The sequence below is a fragment of the Novosphingobium sp. NFX11 genome (assembly GCF_057376415.1).
Window position 1 is genome coordinate 517,426 of record NZ_CP080384.1, and the last position, 19,515, is coordinate 536,940.

A 19,515-nucleotide genomic window follows, 5' to 3' on the forward strand; every position below is an offset into this window, starting at 1 on the left:
CTTCGCGCTTGCGTTGGGGGCGCTTCGGGGCTAGTGCGCGGCACATGGGAATCCTGTCCAAGATCTTCACCTGGTGGGACGGCGCCACCATCGGCACCTCGCTCTGGAGCTCGCGCAATGGCGAGCATGTCGGCACCGACGCGCAGGGGAACAAGTACTATCGTTCCAAGAACGCGAAAGTGAAGACGACCGAGGGCTGGGATCGCCGCTGGGTGATCTATGCCGGCGCCAACGACGCCAGCAACGTCCCCGCCGAATGGCACGGCTGGCTGCACCACTCGTACGATGGTGTGCCCGAAAGCCATCTGCCCGCGCCGCGCATCTGGGAAGTGGACTACACCCCCAACGCCACCGGCACCGCGACCGCGTATCGCCCGCAGGGCGCGCTGGAGCGTGGCGGCCGCCGTGCTGCCGCCACCGGCGACTACGAAGCCTGGTCGCCGGAAGCCTGAGGGCTCAAGCATGATTCGCTGGAGGGCTTTGACGGCACTCTCGTTGCTGTCGGTCCTGGCGGCCTGCGGTGGTGAGCCTGCGCCCGAGGCGCAGGACACCAGCGTCCCGGATGCCATCGCCGGAATGCAGGCCGGCCCTGCACAGGCCGCGAAAGGCCAGCAGATCGGCACGCCCAACAAGGACCGCGTGGTCACGCTGGGCGTCCTCAACAAGCGCAACAACCTGACGCAGGACCTGGTGATGAAGCCGGGCGAATCGCGCCGCCTCGGCAATCTCGTCGTGAAGGTCGCCACCTGCGAGAAGACGCTTCCCTGGGAAAAGCCGCAGGAAGAGGGCGCCTTCGTCCAGGTCTTCGTCGAACAGCGCCGCACCACCGAGGAAAAGCTGGCCTGGAACAAGGTGTTCTCCGGCTGGCTGTTCAAGAACAACCCCGGTGCCAACGTGGTCGAGCACCCGGTCTACGACGTCTGGGTCAAGAGCTGCGCGATGAGCTTCCCGGGCGAAGAAGCCAGTCCGCAGGACGACGCGTCGCCGAGCAGGGCTTCGAACGCCTCGGGCAGTGAGAGCACTCCGGCCCCTGCCGCGTCGCCGAGCGCTTCTCCGACGGCGGCCGATCCCGAGCCGGTCGAGGAACCCGCTGTCGAGCAATAGCCCGACTGGGCTGCCTGCAGCAGCGACAAATATTTTTTCTGCGGCATCTCCACCGCGCCCAGCGAGGCGAGGTGGGAGGTCATGAACTGGCAGTCGAGCAGGGTGATGCCGCCCCGTCGCAGCGCCGCCACCAGCCAGCACAGCGCGACCTTCGACGAGATCGCTGACGCGCGAGAACATCGATTCGCCGCAGAACACCCGGTCGAAGCCGACGCCGTAGAGGCCGCCGACCAGTTCGCCATCGCGCCAGACCTCGATCGAATGCGCGTGGCCGAGGAAGTGCAGGTTCTCGTAGCTGGCCTGAATGCGGTGGCTGATCCAGCTGTCTCCCCCGTCATCATTGGCATCCCCGTCGCGCGCCTGTCTCGGCGCTGCGCATTCGTCCATGACTTGCGAGAAGGCGCGGTTGCAGGTCACCTCGAACCGCCCGCGCTTGAGCGTGCGGGCGAGGGAGGAGGATACGCGAAGCCCATCGAGCGGCAGCGTCGCGCGCAGGCGCGGTTCGATCCAGAAGATCTCCGGATCGTCGCGCGCGTCGGACATGGGAAATATCCCGCTGCGATAGGCGAGCATCAGGAGTTCAGGCTCGATGATCGGATTTGAGCGGGGCGCGTGCACGAAAACGTCCTAGCAGATGGGGATAACGAGCGCAGATCGACATATTCGCTCCGCCGGTCCACAATCGCCGCTTGCCATCGCGCAAGTCCTTCATTAGAGGCCCCCGAGCCCGCAGGAGTGTAGCTCAGTTGGTAGAGCATCGGTCTCCAAAACCGAGGGCCGTGGGTTCGAGTCCCTCCACTCCTGCCAGCATCTTCCCAAGATCGCGATAATCTTCCCTTCGGGGAGATCCGGATGCGGGGCGCCGAAGTGTGCCTTGCACGCGGGTGCTTCGACAAGCTCAGCATGAGCGGAAACGGGAAGACGGCTTCCTCATTCCGCTCATGCTGAGCTTGTCGAAGCACCATCGTCGGGTCACGACGTTCAATTGCGGGCCAAGTTGCTTTACGAGAGCCCGTTCGCCGATTCGGGCTACTAGCGGGAAGACACAGTCGTACATGCACGCCAGCGCGCATCCTGACGCCGTGGAGGCCGAAGCGGCCACCTCCAACTCCGGCACCGACACTTACAAGCGCACGCGCCACGAAGCCTTGTGGATGGGCATCGTCCTGTCGCTGCTGGCGATGCTCCCCGCGATCGTCGCCTGGGCGCCGCAGATGACCGACTATCCTTCGCACCTGGCCGGGTTCAAGGTCATGCTCGATCACGGGCACGACCCGTTCCTGACGCGCTATTTCCTGTTCAAGTGGGAGTGGACCGGCAATCTCGGCGCCGAGCTGCTGATGGTGCCGCTCACGAAGATCATGGGGCTGGAAGCTGCGGGCCGCTTCATCGTCGCGGCCATTCCGTTCCTTACCGGCATGGCGATCATGGCGGTGGAATGGAGCCTCAGGAAGCGCATCGGTGTTGGCGCGATCCTGGCCTTCGCGATGATCTGGTCGCCCTCGTTCCTGATGGGCTTCCTCAACTATTCGCTGTCGATTGCCTTCGCGCTGTTCGTGCTGGCGGGCTGGGTGCGGCTGGAGAACTGGCGCTGGCGCTGGGCGGTGATGATCCCGGCGAGCTTCGTGGTGTGGCTGTGCCACGTCTCGGGCTGGGGCGTGATGGGCGTGCTGATCTTCGGCTATGAATGGTCGAAGCGTACAAGCTGGCGGGACTGGCGGCCGTTCCTTAAGCCCTGGCCGCTGATCTTCCCGCTGCTGCCGATGCTGCTGGGCGTGGGGTCCAACTCCAAGGTGTCCTACGGGCGCTTCGGCGTGCTCGAATACAAGTGGCAGATCCTCTACCGCGCGATGCGCAGCTACGACATGACCTTCGACATCGCCAGCCTGTGCGTGGTGGTGGCGGTGATCGTGGCGGCGCTGGCGATCCGCCGTTTCGACGGGCGCGTCGGCTGGGCGGCGCTGATCCTGCTGATCCTGACGCTGGTGGTGCCGCGCCAGATCTTCGGCGGCGACTATGCCGACTATCGCCTGAGCACCGCCGCGCTGCTGGTCGCGTGCCTCGCGATCGACTGGCCGGTGCCGCGCTGGGGCCTTGCGCTGGCGGGGCTGCTGTTCACCGCGCGCATCGCCGTCACCACGGTGGTCTGGTACGAGGATGCGCAGACCGCGCGCCAGCTCGTCACCGCGCTCGATTACGTTCCCGAAGGCTCGCGCGTGGCGACGGCGATCGCGATTCCGCGCCGCCAGTGGTTCTTCGGCCCGTTCGAGCACTTCGGCAGTTACGCCGTGGTTCGCCGCAGTTCGATGGAGAATTCCAACTTCGCGTTGCCCGACGTCCACATGCTGTCGATGCGCGAAACTCGCTACCGTTTCAACGATCCGACGCAGCGCATTCTCTACAGCGACAGCCAGCGGATCGACTTGCGCAAGTTCAAGCCCGCGCGCCATGCCGACTACCTCTGGTACATCGGCACGAAGGCGCCGGTGGCGATCCCGGACGGGGCGCGGATCGTCTTCGCGACGCCCAACTCGTTCCTTGCACGCCTGCCGGACTCGGTGGACCTTGCAAATCCGGACAGTGGAAGCTAAATCCCCGTTTCCTCCCGACAGGCGGACTTCATCAGCCCCTCCCGGCCTCGGCCGGGGTGGCGATGGCCCCTAGGCGGAAGAATCGCAGAATTTTCCGTGACCAAAGCGGCATAGCTAAGAGAGCGACGTTAAGATGGCCAAGATCACCCCCGGCGAATTCATGCGCCAGGTTCAGGCGGAAACGCGCAAGATCCACTGGCCCTCGCGCCAGGAGACGGTCACGACCGCGATCTTCGTCGGCCTGATGACGGTGCTGCTGGCGGTGTTCTTCCTGGGCATCGACGCGCTGTTCGGCTGGGTCGTCAGCGCTCTGCTGAACGCCCTTTGATCGCCAGAATACAGGACTGAGAGAACACATGGCCCGCTGGTACATCATCCACGCCTACTCCGGCTTCGAGAGCAAGGTTAAGGAAGCCATCATCACCGAGGCCGAGCGCATCGGTCTGTCGCAGCTCGTCGAGGACGTGCAGGTTCCTTCGGAAACCGTCACCGAGGTGAAGCGCGGCAAGAAGGTCCAGACCGAGCGCAAGACGATGCCCGGCTACGTCCTCGCCAAGCTGACGCTGAACGACGACGTCTACCACCTCATCAAGAACACCCCGAAGGTCACCGGCTTCCTGGGTGCCAACAACAAGCCGCAGGCGATCAGCGAGAGCGAGGCCTCGCGCTACTTCGGCGCCGCCGAAGCCGCTGCCGCCGCGCCGCGCAAGACGGTCTCGATCGATTACGAGATCGGCGATTCGGTCAAGGTGCTCGATGGCCCGTTCGCGAGCTTCAACGGCATCGTCGAGGAACTCGACTTCGAGAAGAGCCGCGTCAAGGTGGCCGTCTCGATCTTCGGCCGCGCCACCCCGGTGGAGCTGGAATTCGAGCACGTCGAACTCAGCAAGTAATCTGCCGTCGCCCCGAGCGACAAGGCGCACGACAAGAAACGCCCCGCCTCAGTGCGGGGCGTTTTGCGTTTCAGGAAACCGCGAATTAACCGGTTCTGGGCTAATCGGTTCGGATGGACAGGGGCGCCTTAGATCGCTGGACGGGCTGCGCGGCATCGCTGCGTGCGGCGTCGCGTTCTTCTACCACCCGCTGCTCGAGTTCAACGCGCATGCGATTGGACATGCGCCCGCCGTCCTTCTTTGGCTGCGCACCTGGGGCTGGACCCTGGTGGACCTGTTCTTCCTGATCTCGGGCTATGTCTTTGCCCAGGTCTATCTCGGGCGCACTGGTGGCCGTGCAGGGCTGGAGCAGTCGGCGCTTCCCGACTTCGCCATGGCCCGGTTCGCGCGCCTATATCCGTTGCATTTGCTCTTGCTGCTCGTGACGGCGGCGCTGTTCGCGTCGGAGCCGGCCAACACCGCAATAGCCTTCATGGCGCACCTGTTCATGATGCAGGCCTTCGTCGCGCCTGTCGGCCATACGTTCGATGGTCCGAGTTGGTCGCTGTCGGTAGAGGTTTTCTGCTACGCCATCTTCGCCGTCGCGGCGGCGCGTGGCGATCGGGTGCTAAGGCGCATCACGGTGGCGACAGTGGTGCTGGCGCTGGGCTACATCGTCGTGCTCGGCGGGCGCGAAGGTGGTCCCTGGGCCGCCGACTGTCTCCCACGCGGACTGCTGGGGTTTTTCCTGGGGCAGCTGTTGTGGCGCTGCAGGGAGCAGTTGCAGTCGATATGGACACCGTTTCTCGTCGTCGTCCTTGCCCTCGGTCTTGCGATCGACATGGGCGCGGCATGGAGCCCGCTGCCGCCGTTGTGCCTGCTGGCATGGCCTTGCGTCCTGGCTCTCGCGCTCCGTATCCCTGCGCTGGGGAGCCGGGCGATGGTCTGGCTGGGGGACCGCAGTTATACGATCTATCTCGTCCATTACCCGATCCTGCTTTGCTTCCGGCCGGACTTGAACGAGCAGCAGAACGTCTGGCTGGCGTCTGCCGGAACGCTGGGTTACGTGGCGATCGTTCTGGCGGCCAGCGCGGCTATCTATCGTTTCTTCGAGATGCCCGCCGGTCGCATGATCCGCGCTGCGTGGGGGCGTCGGCATTTGGCGGCGAACGCGGTGGCCACGGCCTGAAACGGGCTCTTCCCTTTCCTGCGCTTTTCCTATAGGGGCGCCCCCTTCGGACATGGCCTTGCCGTGCCCGATTCCCTGCGGGAGGGTGCTGATCACACGGCGCCCCGCCAAAACCGCTAGACATGAGCCTCGGGAAACCGGGGCGACAGTGTGAAAAGGAGCGGCCCCATGGCCAAGAAGATTACCGGTTACATCAAGCTGCAGGTTCCTGCAGGCAAGGCCAACCCGTCGCCGCCGATCGGTCCGGCTCTGGGTCAGCGCGGCGTGAACATCATGGAATTCTGCAAGGCGTTCAATGCCGCCACGCAGGAACTCGAGAACGGCATGCCGATCCCGACCATCATCACCGTCTACGCCGACCGCAGCTTCACCTTCGTCACGAAGACGCCGCCTGCCACCTTCCTCATCAAGAAGGCCGCCGGTCTGAAGTCGGGCTCGAAGGAGCCGGGCAAGATTTCCGCCGGTAAGATCGCGCGTTCGAAGCTGTCCGAGATCGCCCAGGTCAAGATGGCCGACCTCAATGCCAACGACATCGAGGCCGCAACGAAGATCATCGAAGGTTCCGCTCGCGCGATGGGCCTCGAAGTGGTGGAGGGCTGAGCCCATGAAGCAGACCAAGAACCAGAAGGCTCTCGCAGCCAAGCTCGGCGACAACATGAAGCTCTACGGCGTTGACGAAGCGCTGCAGACCCTGCGTGACGTCAAGGCCACCAAGTTCGACGAGACCATCGAAGTCGCGATGAACCTGGGCGTCGATCCCCGCCACGCCGACCAGATGGTCCGCGGCATGGTTTCGCTGCCCGCAGGCACCGGCAAGACCGTTCGCGTCGCCGTGTTCGCCAAGGGTGACAAGGCTGCCGAGGCTCTCGCCGCCGGTGCCGACAAGGTTGGCGCCGAAGACCTCATGGAAGACATGCAGGCCGGCAACCTCGACTACGACCGCGTCATCGCCACCCCGGACATGATGGGCGTCGTCGGCCGTCTCGGCAAGCTGCTGGGCCCCAAGGGCCTGATGCCGAACCCGAAGCTGGGCACCGTCACCCCGAACGTGACGCAGGCCGTGAAGGACGCCAAGGGCGGCCAGATCGAGTTCCGCGTCGAGAAGCAGGGCATCATCCACGCCGGCATCGGCAAGATGTCGTTCTCGGATGCCGACCTGAAGACCAACTTCTCGGCCTTCGTGGACGCCATCGTCAAGGCGAAGCCCTCGGGCGCCAAGGGCAAGTATGTCCGCAAGATCTCGCTCTCGTCCTCGATGGGCCCGGGCCTCAAGATCGACACCACCGAGATCGCCGGCGCCTGATTTCAGCGCTGACGTAAACGGACTTGAAGGGCCGGGAGGAAACCTCCCGGCCCTTTTCGTTTGTGTCCCATTGGCGGGCTCGGTCGCGACCCTTCGACAAGCTCAGGGTGAGCGGGGTTCGTGATATGTCGCGTTAGCTCCATGCCCCCGTTCCCCACGTCCGCTCAGGCTGAGCTTGTCGAAGCCCGCCCCGGCGGTGTGTTCTCCGCCCCGTTTACGCTCGCCGCGATCGGGTGTATTGGCGTGCTGTACATATGTTCAGCATAACGCCGGGAGAGACGGCCAGATGGCTATCCGTTTCGAAGACATCAAGGAATTCATCGGTTCGCGCGTGCTCTGGGACGACCGCGCCGACTTGTTCACGCCCGAGGCGGCCGCAGCGATTCGCGCCAAGGTGGAGGCGCGCACCGTTGTGGTGTTCCCGCAGGCGAACCTCACCGACCAGGAGCAGCTCGCCATCACCGAGGCGATGGGCGAGAAGATTCGCCTGACGGCGCGCAACAACGTGCAGAACAACGACCAGGACGTCTACCAGGTCACGCTGGACGAGAAGATCAACCCGCAGCCCGAATACGTGCTGGGCACCTTCTTCTGGCACATGGACGGCATCACGGTGGACATGCCGCCGCCCTTCGCGACGCTGCTGTCCTGCCGCATCGCGCCCGACAAGGGCGGCGAGACCGAGTTCGCCAGCACTTATGCCGCTTACGAGGGCCTTCCCGAAGAGGAGAAGCAGGCGCTCGAGGGGCTGAAAGCGGTGCATTCGGTGCGCGCGAGCCTCTCGCCGATCGCCGATGCCATCCCGGAAAAGCACCGCGAGAAGGTGCTCGGCATCGGCCTGATCAAGGAGCATCCGCTGGTGTGGACGCACGAGTCGGGGCGCAAGTCGATGGTCATCGGCACCACGGCGGACCACATCGTCGGCATGGAAGTCCCGGCGGGCCGCGCCATGCTGATCCGCCTGCAGGAATGGGCGGCGCAGCCCGCGTTCTCGCTGCGGCACAAGTGGACCAAGGGCGACTTCGTGATCTGGGACAACACCGGCGCGATGCACCGGGCGATCCCCTACGACAAATCGACCGGGCGCATGATGCACCGCACCTCGATCGCCGGGACCGAGGCGGTCGCGGCGTAACCGTGCTTTGAAGCGGTTCGTCATTGCGAGCGAAGCGAAGCAATCCAGGGCGGCGTAGTGCAGCCCTGGATTGCTTCGCTTCGCTCGCAATGACGTGGAAGAGTTTAACGAGTCGTGAGATTGGCCGCCGTGTAGCACTCGACAAGGTAAGCCAGCGGGCGTCCGTCGGGCAGGACCAGCATCGCCTGATGCGTCGAGATCGTGTTCGCCGGGCAATTCTCCGCCGGTCCCGCCACCGTCGCGAGCGGACGCCGCTTGAACCCGAGCGGGGCGACGACTTTGCCGAACGGCGTATTCGTCACGCGCAGAGCCTCGTTCATCGCGGGCGTCAGCCGTGCCGGGACGTACCAGTTCCACGCGACCGAAAGCACCGTGCCGCCGCAGCTCAGGCGCACATTGCGCAAGGCGAAAGTCTCGCCGTCCGCAAGTCGGAGATGCTCGCGCATCGCTGCGGGAGGAGCCTCGCCGCTGGTGGCCAGCGTCTGCGCGGTGATCCGCGGATCGGTGACGCCGCGCATGCCGCACCATTCCTCCAGCGCTAGGGTTGCGCTGTCGTGGCGGCGCAGGACCGTCTCGAACTGTTCCAGCGTGGCGGCGGGCATTGCCGGCGAAGTCGCGGATGCCATCACGGCCATGATCGCAGCAGACGCGGCAAGCTCAAATGCCACCGGGGATCGCCGGGCGGCCCATCGCCGCCAGTCCTTCGACGAGCGCGCGGGTGCAGGCGGCGAGATCCTCGGCGCTGACCGAACGGATCACGAAATTCGCGCCGGTGCGCCCTTCGCCCCAGAACGGGTAGGAGCCGATCTGGCAGGTCTCGAACGTCTTTTCGGTTTCGCGCAGCAGTTCGGCCACTTCGCTTTCACCCACCCAGCACCCGACCGTCTCGGACAGCAACGGCGCGCCGCCCTCAAGCTGGCCGGAAAGTGCGTCGAGCATGCCTGCGGTGATGCTGGGCACGCCGGCCATGATGAACACGTTGCCGCAGCGGATGCCCGGCGCGCCGGTGTAGCGATTGGGGATCAGGCTGGCACCGTCCGGCGTGCGCGCCATCCGTAGGCGTGCCTCGGTCAGGCCGCCGCGCGTTGTGTAGTATTCTTCCAGGATCGCGCGGGCTTCGGGATGGACGATGACCGGCACGCCCAGCGCCTCGGCGATGGCGTCCACGGTGATGTCGTCATGCGTGGGGCCGATGCCGCCGGTGGTGAAGCAGTAGTCGTTGCGCGCGCGCAGGGTGTTCACCGCCTCGACGATGGATGGCGTCTCGTCGGCGACGACGCGCACTTCCTTCAGGCGGATACCCTGGATCTGCAACCAGGTGGCGACCTGGGCGATGTTCTTGTCGTGCGTGCGGCCCGAGAGGATTTCGTCGCCGATGACGACGAGGGCGGCGGTGAAGATTCGCTGCTGGGAAGCCATGGCGGTATCGCTAGGGCAAATGGGCGCGCGGGGCTAGGGGGCTCGCAAATCTGCTCGCGGGCGCAAAAGAAAGGGCCGGTCCGAAGACCAGCCCTGTAGAAGTTTTGGGAGAGGATGCCTGAAAGGCGAGTTCCTTATGTTCGGAATCGCGCTTTGCTGCAAATGCGAAAAGATTGAGCAAAGTTGCAAGGAATGCAACTTGAAGCGTGTATCGTGGGAAACCAGGGCTTTCTGCGGCTGAGCGTCAGATCGGCCAGGTTGCGCGATGATAGGCGGAATCCCAGAACATCCATTCGAAGCGCGTTGCATTGCGGAAGGCGGTGACCATGGCCGCGCGCGTTGACGCCGTGGCGTTTTGCGCGGCTTCATCGACAAGGGCGCGGACGCGGTCGGTCGCTTCGCCGAACGCGGGCGCGGCGTACGTGTCGATCCAGGCGGCATAGGGATTGGGCGAGGCGGCGCGCGGCTTCACGTCGCAGCCGACCTCCCAGTAGACCCAGAAGCACGGGAGGATGCCCGCGATCAGTTCCTCGTAGCTGCGCGTCGCGGCCAGTGCGGAAAGGTAGCTGGTGTAGCCGAGGCATGCGGGCGTCGGCTCGCTGGCCGCCGCGATCTCGGCGGTGACGCCAAACTGGGCGAAGAACGCCTGGTGCAACGCTTCCTCGACTTGCACGGCGACTTTGGCTCCGTCGGAGAATTCGAGGCGGCCGCTCGCGGTCGGTGCGCGCGCCGCGGCGAGAGCGAGGGCGCGGGAATACTCGGCGAGGTAGAGGCTGTCCTGCACGATGTAATGCCGGAAACTTTCGGGCGCGAGCGTTCCGGCGGCCAGTTCGTTCAGGAAGGGGTGATCGAGGATCGCCCGGCGCAGCGGTGCGACGTCTTCCCAGACCGTTTGGCAAAAGCTCATGCGCGAAGTTCCCTCGGATGCGAAAGTCGGGCGCGCTTAAAGCAGGATCAATTGCGAATGACCATCTTCGTCGCTGCGATCGCAATGACGAAAGTGCCGGGGGACCATGCCTCGCGGGCGCGGAACGCAGGCAAAAGAAAGGGCCGGTCCGAAGACCAGCCCTGTAGAAGTTTTGGGAGAGGATGCCTGAAAGGCACCCCTCATATGCTTTCGGAGGGTGATTCCCGCAAACGCGAAAACCATTACATCAGTTGCATGTCTTGCAACGATCGCCCTCTGTGCGCTGAGCGTCAACTTTGCAAAACGGCCCCATAGAGGTCGTGCTCGTCCGCGTCCTCCACAAGAACCTCAACGATATCACCGACTTGCAAGCCGGCAGCATCGCGCAGGAAGACGTTGCCGTCGATCTCCGGCGCATCAGCCTGCGAGCGGCCGGTTGCACCGACGTCACCGTCTTCGTCCGCTTCGCCCACTTCGTCGATGATGACGGGCAGCACCCGGCCGACCTTGGCGGCGAGCTTCGCGGCGCTGATCGCGGCGGTCTTTTCCATGATTCGCTGGTAGCGCTCTTCCTTGACCTCTTCCGGCACCGGATCGGGCAGGTGGTTCGCCGAGGCCCCCTCGACCGGTTCGAAGCGGAAGGCGCCGACGCGGTCGAGCTGCGCTTCGTCGAGCCAGTCGAGCAGGTACTGGAAGTCGCTCTCCGTCTCGCCGGGGAAGCCGACGACGAAGCTGGAGCGGATCGCGATATCCGGGCAGATCTCGCGCCACTTGTGGATGCGGTCGAGCACCTTGGCCTCGTTCGCCGGGCGCTTCATCGCCTTGAGCACCGACGGCGCCGCGTGCTGGAACGGGATGTCGAGGTAGGGCGTGATGAGCCCCTCGGCCATCAGCGGGATGACGTTGTCGACGTGCGGGTAGGGGTAGACGTAGTGCAGGCGCACCCACGGCTTGCGGCCCTGCGCATCCTTCAGGCCGCCGAGTTCGCGGGCGAGGTCGGTCATGTGGGTGCGGACCGCGTGGTCCTTCCACATGCGTTCCTCGTGGCGCACGTCGACGCCGTAGGCCGAAGTGTCCTGGCTGATGACGAGCAGTTCGCGCGTTCCGGCCTGCACCAGCTTTTCCGCTTCGCGCAGCACCGCGTCGATGCGGCGGCTTGCCAGCTTTCCGCGCAAGCTGGGGATGATGCAGAACGAGCAGGCGTGGTTGCAGCCCTCGGAGATCTTGAGGTAGCCGTAGTGGCGCGGCGTCAGCTTCACGCCGGCGTCGTCGTAGGCCTGCGGGATCAGGTCGAGGTAGGGCGAGAGTTCGGGCGGGGCCGCCTCGTGCACCGCCTCGACGACCGCCTCGTACTGATGCGCGCCGGTCACCGCGAGGACTTGCGGGAACTTGGCGCGGATCGCTTCCGCCTCGTTGCCCATGCAGCCGGTCACGATCACGCGGCCGTTCTCGGCGATCGCCTCGCCGATGGCGGCAAGGCTTTCTTCCTTGGCAGAGTCGAGGAAGCCGCAGGTGTTGACGAGCACGACATCGGCGCCGGAATAGTCCGGGCTCATGTCGTAGCCGTCCGCGCGCAGGCGGGTGAGGATGCGCTCTGAATCGACGAGCGCTTTCGGGCAGCCGAGGCTGACCATGCCGACTTTCGGCGGGGAGGGAGTTCGATAGCCATGGGATTGGCGCGCCCGATACCCGCAAATGGCGTCCGAGTCACGAAAAACGAATTTTGCGGGTGATTCGCAAAACTTGCACAAGTGCACGGAGCCTGCAAGACAGGGCGCCGCACTTAGGGAAGGATTGGAAATGGGTCCGGTGAACTGGCTGGCGGTCGTGCTGGCTGCAGCGCTCGCGGTAGCGGCGGGCGTCGTGTGGAACACCGTGCTGTTCCGTGACGGACGCCAGATCGTCCCCGGCAGTTCCGAACGTGCGGGCGGTTACATCACCATGGCCGTGGTGTTCCTCATCAGCGCGGCGATGCTGGGGCATGCGCTTGCCCGGATCGGCGCCGAGACGCTGGCGGCGAAGCCTTGGCTCTACTTCATGCAGAGCGGCGGACTGGCGATCGCCTTCGTGATGCCTGCGGTGTGGCTGACGCACTCACGCAGCCGCACCGAACCGGCGCGGCGGGTGATCGACTGCGCGTTCTGGCTGGTCGCCTACCTGGCGATGGGGTTGGTGTTCTGGGTATTCGGGTAAGGTTGCTGCAAACACTGTCGTCATCCCAGCGCAGGCTGGGACCGCTGGCGGCTGTGCGCCCAACCCTCGTCAAAGCGCCCTCACGCTACGCAGGTTTTTTGCGGTTAGCGGTCCCAGCCTGCGCTGGGATGACGAGATTTGCTGCGATAACTTTAGAATAGACTTCAAGGCGTGACCGCGATCTCCACGATCAGATCGCCGGCCTCCAGCACTTTCGCGCCGGGCTCCCAGAAGCCGATGCACTGCTCGCCGCGATAGATGCGCACGCCTTTGCCGGTGGCCAGTTGATCCAGAGACTTGCCGACTTCCTCCGGGCGCACGGGCCGTTCGACCAGCTGCACCCGCCCATCCACCGAGGCGAGGTCGGACATGTACTCGGCGATATGCTGCCCCTCCGCCGAGCCTGCCAGCAGCAGGCCGGTGAAGCGCACGGGATTGATGACGTTGTCCGCGCCCGCCTGCCGCGCCAGCAGTTCGTTGTCGTCGGCGCGCACCACCACCGTGATCGGCACGCCGGGCGCGAGGTGGCGCGCGGTCAGCACGATCAGGATCGAGGTGTCATCGCGCCCCGCCGAGACGAGGATCGTGCGCGCAGCGTCGATCCTCACGGCGGCCAGCGTCTCGTCGCGGGTGGCGTCGCCTTCGAGCACGTTGCAGCCCTGCTGCTCGGCATGGCGCAGCCGTCCCGCCGAAGGATCGACGACGACGATGCAGGCCGGGTCGGTGCCGCGCGCGATCAGTTCCTGTACCGCCTGCGAGCCGCTGACGCCGAAGCCCAGCACGACGACATGGTCGGACAGGCGTTCCTGAATGCGCTTCATGCGCCAGCTCTCCCAGCTATGCTTGATGAAGTAATTGTAGGCGGTGCCCACGAAGATGAAGATCACCGCGAAGCGGATCGGCGTGACGATGACCGCCTCGATCAGCCGCGACTTGTCGCTGACCGGCGCAATGTCGCCGAAACCGGTCGTGGTGATCGAGATCATGGTGAAATAGAACACGTCGAGGAAGCTGACGGTCCCGTCGTGCGTGTCCTTGAGGCCGTCGCGGTCGATCCAGTGGAGCAGCACCACAAGCATCACCAGCGCGAAGGCGCCGCCCAGCCTGAGGCCAAGGTCCGCCCATACCGGCAGGTCGACCGCGCGCTTGAGCGGCTTCGCCAGCTTGGGAGGCAGTTTCGGCTTCTTCACGGAGCCTTGGGCAACTGGCCCAGCGGATCGACGGGCTGGCCGTCCTGGCGCACTTCGAAGTGCAGTTCGCTGCCCTTGGCGCGCCCGGTGTCACCGACCAGGCCCACGCGTTCCCCGGCGGCGACTTTCGCGCCTTCCTTCACCGTGACGCGGCTGAGGAAGCCGTAGGCGGTGAACCAGCCGTCGCCGTGGTCGAGCACGACGAGGTTGCCGAACTGGTTCTTCTCTGCCCCCGCGAACTTGACGGTTCCGGCAGCAGCCGCACGGACCATCGTGCCCTTGGCGGCAGGAATGTCGATGCCGTCGTGGTAGTCGGAACCCGTCATGTACCCGCGCCGCACGGTGCCGGTCAGCGGCCACGCGAACCGCGCGGAGCGAGGTGCCGGGGCCGCAACCACCGGCTTGGGTGCGGGCACGATGGTCTTCGCGACACCCTTGGGTGGTTCGATCAGGGTCGGGATCAGCAGGTTCTGGCCCGGCTTCACCGGCGAGGCCGGATCGAGGCTGTTGGCGAGCGCGATCTGATCCCATGGCACGGCCGTGTCCATCGAGATCGAGAAGCCGGTTTCCCCGGTCTTCACCAGATGGCGGCCGGTGCGCGGAATCCGCAGCTTCTGGCCGACGCGCACGTCATAGGGCGGCTGCAGGCCGTTGGCTTCGGCGATGAGGATGCGGGGCACCTTGGCGCGCGCGGCGATACCGCCGAGCGTTTCGCCGGTGGCGACGAGGTGTTCGGTCTCATACTCGGGCGCACCTGCGGCAGCCGGGGTGCGAGCCTCGATCACGCGGGCGGCGGTGGCGACCTTCTTCGCGGCAGGCGCTGCGGTGTCGGCAGCGCGGGCTACTTGCGCGGCTTTGCCGTCACGCGGGATTGCCAGCTTCTGGCCGACGCGGACCACGTAAGGTTCCTTGAGCGCGTTGGCCTTGACGATGGCGCTGGTCGAAACGCCCGCGCGGTTGGCGATGCCGTTCAGGGTTTCGCCGGACGCGACGACGTGGACCGTCTCTTCCTCTTTAGGAGCGGCGGCATAAGCGGGCGTGCTCGCAAGGGCGGCAGCGAGGAAGAGGGCGCGCTTCATCAGGCGAAACGCTCCGCCAGCGCCTGCATCGAGGCGTCGTGGGTAAGGTCGAGGTGCAGCGGCGTCACCGCAATGTAGCCCTCCGAGATCGCCTCGAGGTCGGTGTTGTGGCCCAGCGTGTGCTCGATGCCGTGGAGGCCGAACCAGTAATACGGGAAACCACGCGGATCGCGGCCCTCGACGACCGATCCGCGCGCGTAGTCGTGGAAGCCCTGACGCACGACGCGAATGCCCTTGATCGCATCGGCGGGCAGCGCCGGGAAGTTGACGTTGACCAGCGTGCGCGGCGCGAACGGCTGATCGAGCAGCGGGCGCAGCACTTTGGCGCCCCATGCCTCGGCGGCGGCGAAGTCCACGCCGTCGCCCATGTCCTCGCGCGAGGGGACCTGGCTGAGCGCGATCGAACGGATACCCGCCAGCGCGCCCTCCAGCGCGGCCGAGACGGTGCCCGAATAGGTCACGTCATCGCCGAGGTTGGCGCCGCGATTGACGCCCGAGAGGATCAGGTCGGGCGGTCCGGGCAGCGCCTTGCGCAGGCCCATCGTCACCGAATCGGTCGGCGTGCCGGTCACCGAGAAGCGCTTTTCCGCGTGCTGGCGCATCCGCACCGGGCGGGTGAGCGTCAGCGAGTGCCCCGCGCCGGACTGTTCCTCGCTCGGCGCGCAGATCCAGATGTCGTCGGAAAGCTGCGCGGCGATCTTCTCCAGCACATAGAGGCCGGGGGCGTTGATGCCGTCGTCATTGGTGAGGAGAATGCGCATATTCATGCCTTTAACCATAGTTGCGCAAGGGAGGCTACGCGAACCCGTTGCGGCACCGTATTTTCTTTCGTCATCGCGAGGGCCGCAGGTCCGTGGCGATCCAGGGCGGAATCGAGCTGCCCTGGATTGCTTCGCTATGCTCGCAATGACGAGGAAGGGTGGGACGAGGAAGGGTGCTCGCTCAGACCAGCGCTTCCAGCTTCTCGATCCCGCCCATCCACGGCTTGAGCACCTCGGGCACCAGAACCGAGCCGTCCTCCTGCTGATAGTTCTCCAGAACCGCGACCAGCGTGCGGCCGACCGCGAGGCCCGAGCCGTTGAGCGTGTGCACGAACTCGGTCTTCTTCGAGCCTTCCGGCTTGTAGCGCGCGTTCATGCGGCGGGCCTGATAGTCGCCGCAGTTCGAGATCGAGCTGATCTCGCGGTAAGCGGCCTGACCCGGCAGCCAGACTTCGAGGTCGAAGGTCTTGCGCGCCGTCGCGCCCATGTCGCCCGCGCAGAGCAGCACCTTGCGGTAGGGCAGGCCGAGTGCTTCGAGAATGCCCTCGGCGGCCTTGACCATGCGCTCGTGTTCGGCCTCGCTCTCTTCCGGCTTGGCGATGGTGACGAGTTCGACCTTCTCGAACTGGTGCTGGCGGATGAACCCGCGCGTGTCACGCCCGGCTGCCCCCGCTTCCGAGCGGAAGCAGGGGGTGAGGGCAGTCATGCGCAGGGGCAGTGTCTCGGGGTTCAGGATGTCGCCCGAGACCGCGTTGGTCAGCGAGACTTCGGCCGTCGGGATCAGCCAGCGGCCGTCGGTGGTCCTGAACAGATCCTCGGAGAACTTGGGCAACTGGCCGGTGCCGTAGACGGCCTCGTCCTTGACCAGCAGCGGCACGGCGCATTCCATGTAGCCGTTGGTCGCCGTCTGCGTGTCGAGCATGAACTGCGCGAGCGCGCGGTGCAGGCGCGCCATCTGGCCCTTGAGGAAGGTGAAGCGCGCACCCGACAGCTTCGCGCCCGTTTCGAAATCGAGGCCGAGTGCGGGGCCGAGGTCGGCATGTTCCCTGGACGTGAAGGCGAATTCGCGCGGCGTGCCCCAGCGCGAGACTTCGACGTTCTGCGATCTCGTCCTCGCCGTCCGGCACTTCGGCGACGGGAATGTTGGGCAGGCCCGCCAGCGCGTCCTGAAGCTGCGCGGAAAGTGCCTTCTCCTCGGCTTCGAGCGCGGGGAGGGTATCCTTGAGCGTCGCGACTTCGGCCTTGAGTGCCTCGGCCGTGGCGGTGTCGCCCGAACCCATGGCCTTGCCGATCGCCTTGGAGGCTTCGTTGCGGCGGTTCTGCCCTTCCTGCATGCGCGTCGCGACGGCGCGGCGCTGCTCGTCGAGGGCGACGAGGCTGGCGGCAACGGGCGCTACGCCCCGGCGGGCGAGGCCGGCGTCGAAGGCTTCGGGATTTTCGCGGATCTGGCGGATGTCGTGCATAGTGCCGCTGCCTATGCCGCGCGGGCGTTGCGCCCGCAAGACGCCGCGCCGGTTTATGACGCCGATCGGCCGTTGAAACGTGCTTATGGCCCGACATTGCAATCGGCAACAACGCGGCAAGGGGATCGTTGCACCGGTGACAGCCGCCGCAGGGCTGTCGGACCCGGAGTGCGTGAATTGCTCGAAGAAGACCCGAACGATCCGATGAACGAACGCCACGCCTCGCCCGGCACGCGCAAGGGCGTGCGAAAGATCGTCTGGATGGCGGCGGGGCTTGCCGTGATGTTCGTGATCGCGGCGGGAATCGCCGCCACCTCGATCGGTGTCCTGCAGCGTCCCGGTGCCGATCCGGGCGCCGTGCAGAAGGCACCGGCCGACTAGGACGCAAGATCAGTTTCAGGAAGATCGCCGGAGGCGAAGTCACCATCCTTGGAGAAGGATGGTGGGCGCGACAGGGATTGAACCTGTGACCCCACCCGTGTGAAGGGTGAGAAACCGTGAATAACGGCACAAATGCGTCCGGTCAATCTGGAACGTCAGGCGATCAGATCGCGAACATATCGGCATCCGCTGACCATTTGCTGACCACGCCTGTTCACGAGGCGTTCTCGTGGGCGCCGGATATGGTCATATATCATGACAAGTGCGCCGATGGAATTGTTGCCGCCTGGGCATGCTGGCGACGCTGGGGCGACACCCCGAACTACGTCGCATCGAACTATGGCTTCCAGCCGCCGAGCGATGTCGCGGGCAAGAACATCCTCATGGTGGACTTCTCGTTCCCGACCGATGATCTCGGTGCGATGGTCACAGCGGGCGCGCGGTCAATCATCATCCTCGATCATCATAAGACGGCGCGGGAAGCACTGGCGCATTTCCAGGTACCAGCCGCCGACTTCAATCTCGGCGACGTTCCCCAGATGCTGCGCGCACTGGGTGATTCGGGATTGCCTCCGGTCATCGCTCTGTTCGACATGGATCGCAGCGGCGCGCGCCTGGCATGGGACTTTGCATTCCCGGAGTTCTCCGCACCGCGTCTGGTGGACGCCGCTGAGCGCTACGACCTCTGGCAGTTCGCGCCCGGCACGTCCGATCCTGCGGAACTGATCCACCTCGTCATCCAATCGACGGACATGTCGATCCTGGCGATGGATGACCTGGCCAACGATCTCAAGCACGATCCAACCAGCATCATCCGCCAAGGTGAGGTGATCTACGGGTGGCGGGCTCGGTTGATTGCCGAGATCGCGGGGAGGGCGCACGTCCAGGCCATCGGCGGCGTGGGAGGGGCGATTGCCGTCGAATGCCCTTACTCCCTGGTGTCGGCCGTAGGCCACCACCTGCTCGACAAGCATCCAGCCGCGCCGTTCGCTGCCATGTCGGTTACCAGCGAGACGGCCGTAACATGGTCGCTTCGCAGCTGCGATGAGCGCGGCGACGTGAGTGAGGTGGCAAAGGGGCAGGGCGGCGGCGGGCACCGCAATGCGGCCGGGTTCCGCGTCGCGCGTGAGGCGATGGCGGACCTGTTCGCCGACAAAGCGCGGCTGGATTATCTCGACCGATGCAATGCAGCGCTCAATGCGCAATACGGCACGGACTATCGTTGGGAGTTGATCCTCAACCGCAACGTCAATCGCCTGATGCTCGGACATCTGGAGGTCGACCTCAATGACAGCGCCGCGAATGGTCTGCCGTCATGCCGCGACGCGATCGACAGGCGCCTGCGCGAGAGTGAAGCTGCACGCCGTGCGTGACCTGTTCACGTCAGGATCCGTGGAGTTCGCTTTCGACGGGCTGTGCCGGCTTTCTGTCTCCCACATCTGGGACGATCGAAAGCCGCTGGCCGCGTGGCTCCAGTGCAACCCGTCGACCATGAATGCAGATGATCTTGACCAGACCGGCCGCCGCATGCGGCATTTTAGCATGGTGGTGGGGGCTGGCGGCTTCATCGGCGTCAACGTCTGGCCATGGATCACTCCATATCCAGCCGAACTATGGCCAGCGATTAAGGACGGCCGACTGACCGAGAAAATGATGGTCGAAAACGACCGAGCGATTTCCGAGGCGGCTACCAGAGCGGGTATATGGTTCGTAGCAACTGGTGTGGAAGCGCCGCGCCGCCATAATCAGGAATTTCAGCGAGCATTGGCGAAGTTCGGCACGCCGGGGCGATCATTACTGTGCCTTGGGGAATCTCCGGATGGTTGGCCGCTGCACCCGTTGGCCAGAGGTAGGCAAGCGATCCCGAACTCTCGGCCCCCGACCGGGTGGAGCCGTTCTCAGCCGAAAATCGCTCTGCCGTAATAAAG

The 19,515-nt window shown here is 65.2% G+C and carries 19 protein-coding genes, 1 tRNA gene and 3 pseudogenes; 14 read left to right on the forward strand and 9 right to left on the reverse strand.

Going from position 1 to position 19,515, the window contains the following annotated elements; translation table 11 throughout:
• Nucleotides 1–44: 44 nt before the first annotated feature.
• Nucleotides 45–452, forward strand: a complete 408-nt coding sequence (locus tag KZO24_RS02575) for an NADH:ubiquinone oxidoreductase subunit NDUFA12 (protein ID WP_008830824.1) — start codon at nucleotides 45–47, stop codon at nucleotides 450–452.
• 241 nt (nucleotides 453–693) lie between these two features.
• Nucleotides 694–876 (forward strand): annotated as a pseudogene (locus KZO24_RS02580) (DUF2155 domain-containing protein); the annotation flags it as partial.
• A 35-nt stretch (nucleotides 877–911) separates the two neighbouring features.
• On the opposite strand, the pseudogene aat reads toward KZO24_RS02580, so the two are convergent.
• A pseudogene (gene aat / locus KZO24_RS02585) lies at nucleotides 912–1,677 on the reverse strand (leucyl/phenylalanyl-tRNA--protein transferase).
• Nucleotides 1,678–1,835: 158 nt separating this feature from the next.
• Between aat and KZO24_RS02590 the strand changes: the two are divergent.
• From KZO24_RS02590 to KZO24_RS02625, 8 genes are all read left to right on the forward strand, one after another.
• Nucleotides 1,836–1,911 (forward strand) — tRNA-Trp (locus KZO24_RS02590).
• A 248-nt stretch (nucleotides 1,912–2,159) separates the two neighbouring features.
• Complete coding sequence (locus KZO24_RS02595) at nucleotides 2,160–3,695, forward strand: hypothetical protein (protein ID WP_271184684.1); 1,536 nt, start codon at nucleotides 2,160–2,162, stop codon at nucleotides 3,693–3,695.
• A 133-nt stretch (nucleotides 3,696–3,828) separates the two neighbouring features.
• Nucleotides 3,829–4,023, forward strand: a complete 195-nt coding sequence (gene secE / locus KZO24_RS02600) for a preprotein translocase subunit SecE (RefSeq protein WP_008830820.1) — start codon at nucleotides 3,829–3,831, stop codon at nucleotides 4,021–4,023.
• 28 nt (nucleotides 4,024–4,051) lie between these two features.
• The gene (gene nusG, locus KZO24_RS02605; protein ID WP_008830819.1) at nucleotides 4,052–4,588 is read left to right on the forward strand and encodes a transcription termination/antitermination protein NusG; all 537 of its coding nucleotides are present in this window, start codon (nucleotides 4,052–4,054) and stop codon (nucleotides 4,586–4,588) included.
• A 154-nt stretch (nucleotides 4,589–4,742) separates the two neighbouring features.
• Nucleotides 4,743–5,756, forward strand: a complete 1,014-nt coding sequence (locus KZO24_RS02610) for an acyltransferase family protein (protein WP_486487133.1) — start codon at nucleotides 4,743–4,745, stop codon at nucleotides 5,754–5,756.
• A gap of 168 nt (nucleotides 5,757–5,924) precedes the next feature.
• Entirely contained in the window at nucleotides 5,925–6,356 is a 432-nt protein-coding gene (gene rplK / locus KZO24_RS02615) for a 50S ribosomal protein L11 (protein WP_008830816.1), read from the forward strand.
• A gap of 4 nt (nucleotides 6,357–6,360) precedes the next feature.
• The gene (gene rplA, locus KZO24_RS02620; protein ID WP_008830815.1) at nucleotides 6,361–7,059 is read left to right on the forward strand and encodes a 50S ribosomal protein L1; all 699 of its coding nucleotides are present in this window, start codon (nucleotides 6,361–6,363) and stop codon (nucleotides 7,057–7,059) included.
• A gap of 286 nt (nucleotides 7,060–7,345) precedes the next feature.
• Entirely contained in the window at nucleotides 7,346–8,194 is an 849-nt protein-coding gene (locus KZO24_RS02625) for a TauD/TfdA dioxygenase family protein (protein ID WP_271184686.1), read from the forward strand.
• Nucleotides 8,195–8,298: 104 nt separating this feature from the next.
• Here KZO24_RS02625 and KZO24_RS02630 read toward each other — a convergent pair whose 3' ends face one another.
• The 4 genes from KZO24_RS02630 to rimO all read right to left on the reverse strand — a co-directional run bounded on the left by KZO24_RS02630 (nucleotide 8,299) and on the right by rimO (nucleotide 12,154).
• Nucleotides 8,299–8,862 carry a hypothetical protein gene (locus KZO24_RS02630; RefSeq protein WP_430097377.1) on the reverse strand — a complete coding sequence of 188 codons (564 nt, stop codon included), beginning with the start codon at nucleotides 8,860–8,862 and terminating at the stop codon, nucleotides 8,299–8,301.
• A complete protein-coding gene (locus tag KZO24_RS02635) occupies nucleotides 8,852–9,613 on the reverse strand; it encodes a competence/damage-inducible protein A (RefSeq protein WP_271184688.1) in 762 nt (253 codons plus the stop codon). The genes KZO24_RS02630 and KZO24_RS02635 overlap by 11 nt, the downstream gene beginning before the upstream one ends.
• A 244-nt stretch (nucleotides 9,614–9,857) precedes the next feature.
• A complete protein-coding gene (tenA, locus tag KZO24_RS02640; protein ID WP_271184689.1) occupies nucleotides 9,858–10,520 on the reverse strand; it encodes a thiaminase II in 663 nt (220 codons plus the stop codon).
• Nucleotides 10,521–10,810: 290 nt separating this feature from the next.
• Nucleotides 10,811–12,154 carry a 30S ribosomal protein S12 methylthiotransferase RimO gene (gene rimO, locus KZO24_RS02645; RefSeq protein ID WP_486486784.1) on the reverse strand — a complete coding sequence of 448 codons (1,344 nt, stop codon included), beginning with the start codon at nucleotides 12,152–12,154 and terminating at the stop codon, nucleotides 10,811–10,813.
• A 166-nt stretch (nucleotides 12,155–12,320) separates the two neighbouring features.
• Here rimO and KZO24_RS02650 point away from each other — a divergent pair, with 166 nt between their 5' ends.
• Nucleotides 12,321–12,713, forward strand: a complete 393-nt coding sequence (locus KZO24_RS02650; protein ID WP_008833528.1) for a DUF1761 domain-containing protein — start codon at nucleotides 12,321–12,323, stop codon at nucleotides 12,711–12,713.
• A gap of 164 nt (nucleotides 12,714–12,877) precedes the next feature.
• On the opposite strand, the gene KZO24_RS02655 is transcribed toward KZO24_RS02650, so the two are convergent.
• From KZO24_RS02655 to serS, 4 genes and pseudogenes are all read right to left on the reverse strand, one after another.
• Nucleotides 12,878–13,903 (reverse strand): potassium channel family protein, encoded by a 1,026-nt coding sequence (locus tag KZO24_RS02655; RefSeq protein WP_008833527.1) that lies wholly within the window; start codon nucleotides 13,901–13,903, stop codon nucleotides 12,878–12,880.
• Nucleotides 13,900–14,982: a LysM peptidoglycan-binding domain-containing M23 family metallopeptidase gene (locus tag KZO24_RS02660; RefSeq protein ID WP_271184691.1), complete on the reverse strand. Its 1,083-nt coding sequence runs from the start codon at nucleotides 14,980–14,982 to the stop codon at nucleotides 13,900–13,902. Before KZO24_RS02660 ends, KZO24_RS02655 begins: the two co-directional genes overlap by 4 nt.
• Nucleotides 14,982–15,743 (reverse strand): 5'/3'-nucleotidase SurE, encoded by a 762-nt coding sequence (gene surE / locus KZO24_RS02665; RefSeq protein WP_008833525.1) that lies wholly within the window; start codon nucleotides 15,741–15,743, stop codon nucleotides 14,982–14,984. The genes KZO24_RS02660 and surE overlap by 1 nt, the downstream gene beginning before the upstream one ends.
• A gap of 181 nt (nucleotides 15,744–15,924) precedes the next feature.
• A pseudogene (serS, locus tag KZO24_RS02670) lies at nucleotides 15,925–17,206 on the reverse strand (serine--tRNA ligase).
• Nucleotides 17,207–17,383: 177 nt separating this feature from the next.
• On the opposite strand from serS, the gene KZO24_RS02675 reads away from it, so the two are divergent.
• The 3 genes from KZO24_RS02675 to KZO24_RS02685 all read left to right on the forward strand — a co-directional run bounded on the left by KZO24_RS02675 (nucleotide 17,384) and on the right by KZO24_RS02685 (nucleotide 19,510).
• Nucleotides 17,384–17,587, forward strand: a complete 204-nt coding sequence (locus tag KZO24_RS02675) for a hypothetical protein (RefSeq protein WP_155986174.1) — start codon at nucleotides 17,384–17,386, stop codon at nucleotides 17,585–17,587.
• 242 nt (nucleotides 17,588–17,829) lie between these two features.
• A complete protein-coding gene (locus KZO24_RS02680) occupies nucleotides 17,830–18,960 on the forward strand; it encodes a hypothetical protein (protein WP_486486785.1) in 1,131 nt (376 codons plus the stop codon).
• Nucleotides 18,938–19,510, forward strand: coding sequence for a DUF1643 domain-containing protein (locus KZO24_RS02685; RefSeq protein ID WP_486486786.1), 573 nt, complete (start codon nucleotides 18,938–18,940; stop codon nucleotides 19,508–19,510). The genes KZO24_RS02680 and KZO24_RS02685 overlap by 23 nt, the downstream gene beginning before the upstream one ends.
• Nucleotides 19,511–19,515 lie beyond the last annotated feature (5 nt).

Bases quoted from the DNA above. Each gene is read 5' to 3' on its own strand.
- KZO24_RS02575 (WP_008830824.1), top strand. From the start codon at position 45: ATGGGAATCCTGTCCAAGATCTTCACCTGGTGGGACGGCGCCACCATC.
- KZO24_RS02595 (WP_271184684.1), top strand. From the start codon at position 2,160: ATGCACGCCAGCGCGCATCCTGACGCCGTGGAGGCCGAAGCGGCCACC.
- secE (WP_008830820.1), top strand. From the start codon at position 3,829: ATGGCCAAGATCACCCCCGGCGAATTCATGCGCCAGGTTCAGGCGGAA.
- nusG (WP_008830819.1), top strand. From the start codon at position 4,052: ATGGCCCGCTGGTACATCATCCACGCCTACTCCGGCTTCGAGAGCAAG.
- rplK (WP_008830816.1), top strand. From the start codon at position 5,925: ATGGCCAAGAAGATTACCGGTTACATCAAGCTGCAGGTTCCTGCAGGC.
- rplA (WP_008830815.1), top strand. From the start codon at position 6,361: ATGAAGCAGACCAAGAACCAGAAGGCTCTCGCAGCCAAGCTCGGCGAC.
- KZO24_RS02625 (WP_271184686.1), top strand. From the start codon at position 7,346: ATGGCTATCCGTTTCGAAGACATCAAGGAATTCATCGGTTCGCGCGTG.
- KZO24_RS02635 (WP_271184688.1), bottom strand. From the start codon at position 9,613: ATGGCTTCCCAGCAGCGAATCTTCACCGCCGCCCTCGTCGTCATCGGC.
- tenA (WP_271184689.1), bottom strand. From the start codon at position 10,520: ATGAGCTTTTGCCAAACGGTCTGGGAAGACGTCGCACCGCTGCGCCGG.
- rimO (WP_486486784.1), bottom strand. From the start codon at position 12,154: ATGGTCAGCCTCGGCTGCCCGAAAGCGCTCGTCGATTCAGAGCGCATC.
- KZO24_RS02650 (WP_008833528.1), top strand. From the start codon at position 12,321: ATGGGTCCGGTGAACTGGCTGGCGGTCGTGCTGGCTGCAGCGCTCGCG.
- KZO24_RS02660 (WP_271184691.1), bottom strand. From the start codon at position 14,982: ATGAAGCGCGCCCTCTTCCTCGCTGCCGCCCTTGCGAGCACGCCCGCT.
- surE (WP_008833525.1), bottom strand. From the start codon at position 15,743: ATGCGCATTCTCCTCACCAATGACGACGGCATCAACGCCCCCGGCCTC.
- KZO24_RS02680 (WP_486486785.1), top strand. From the start codon at position 17,830: ATGGTCATATATCATGACAAGTGCGCCGATGGAATTGTTGCCGCCTGG.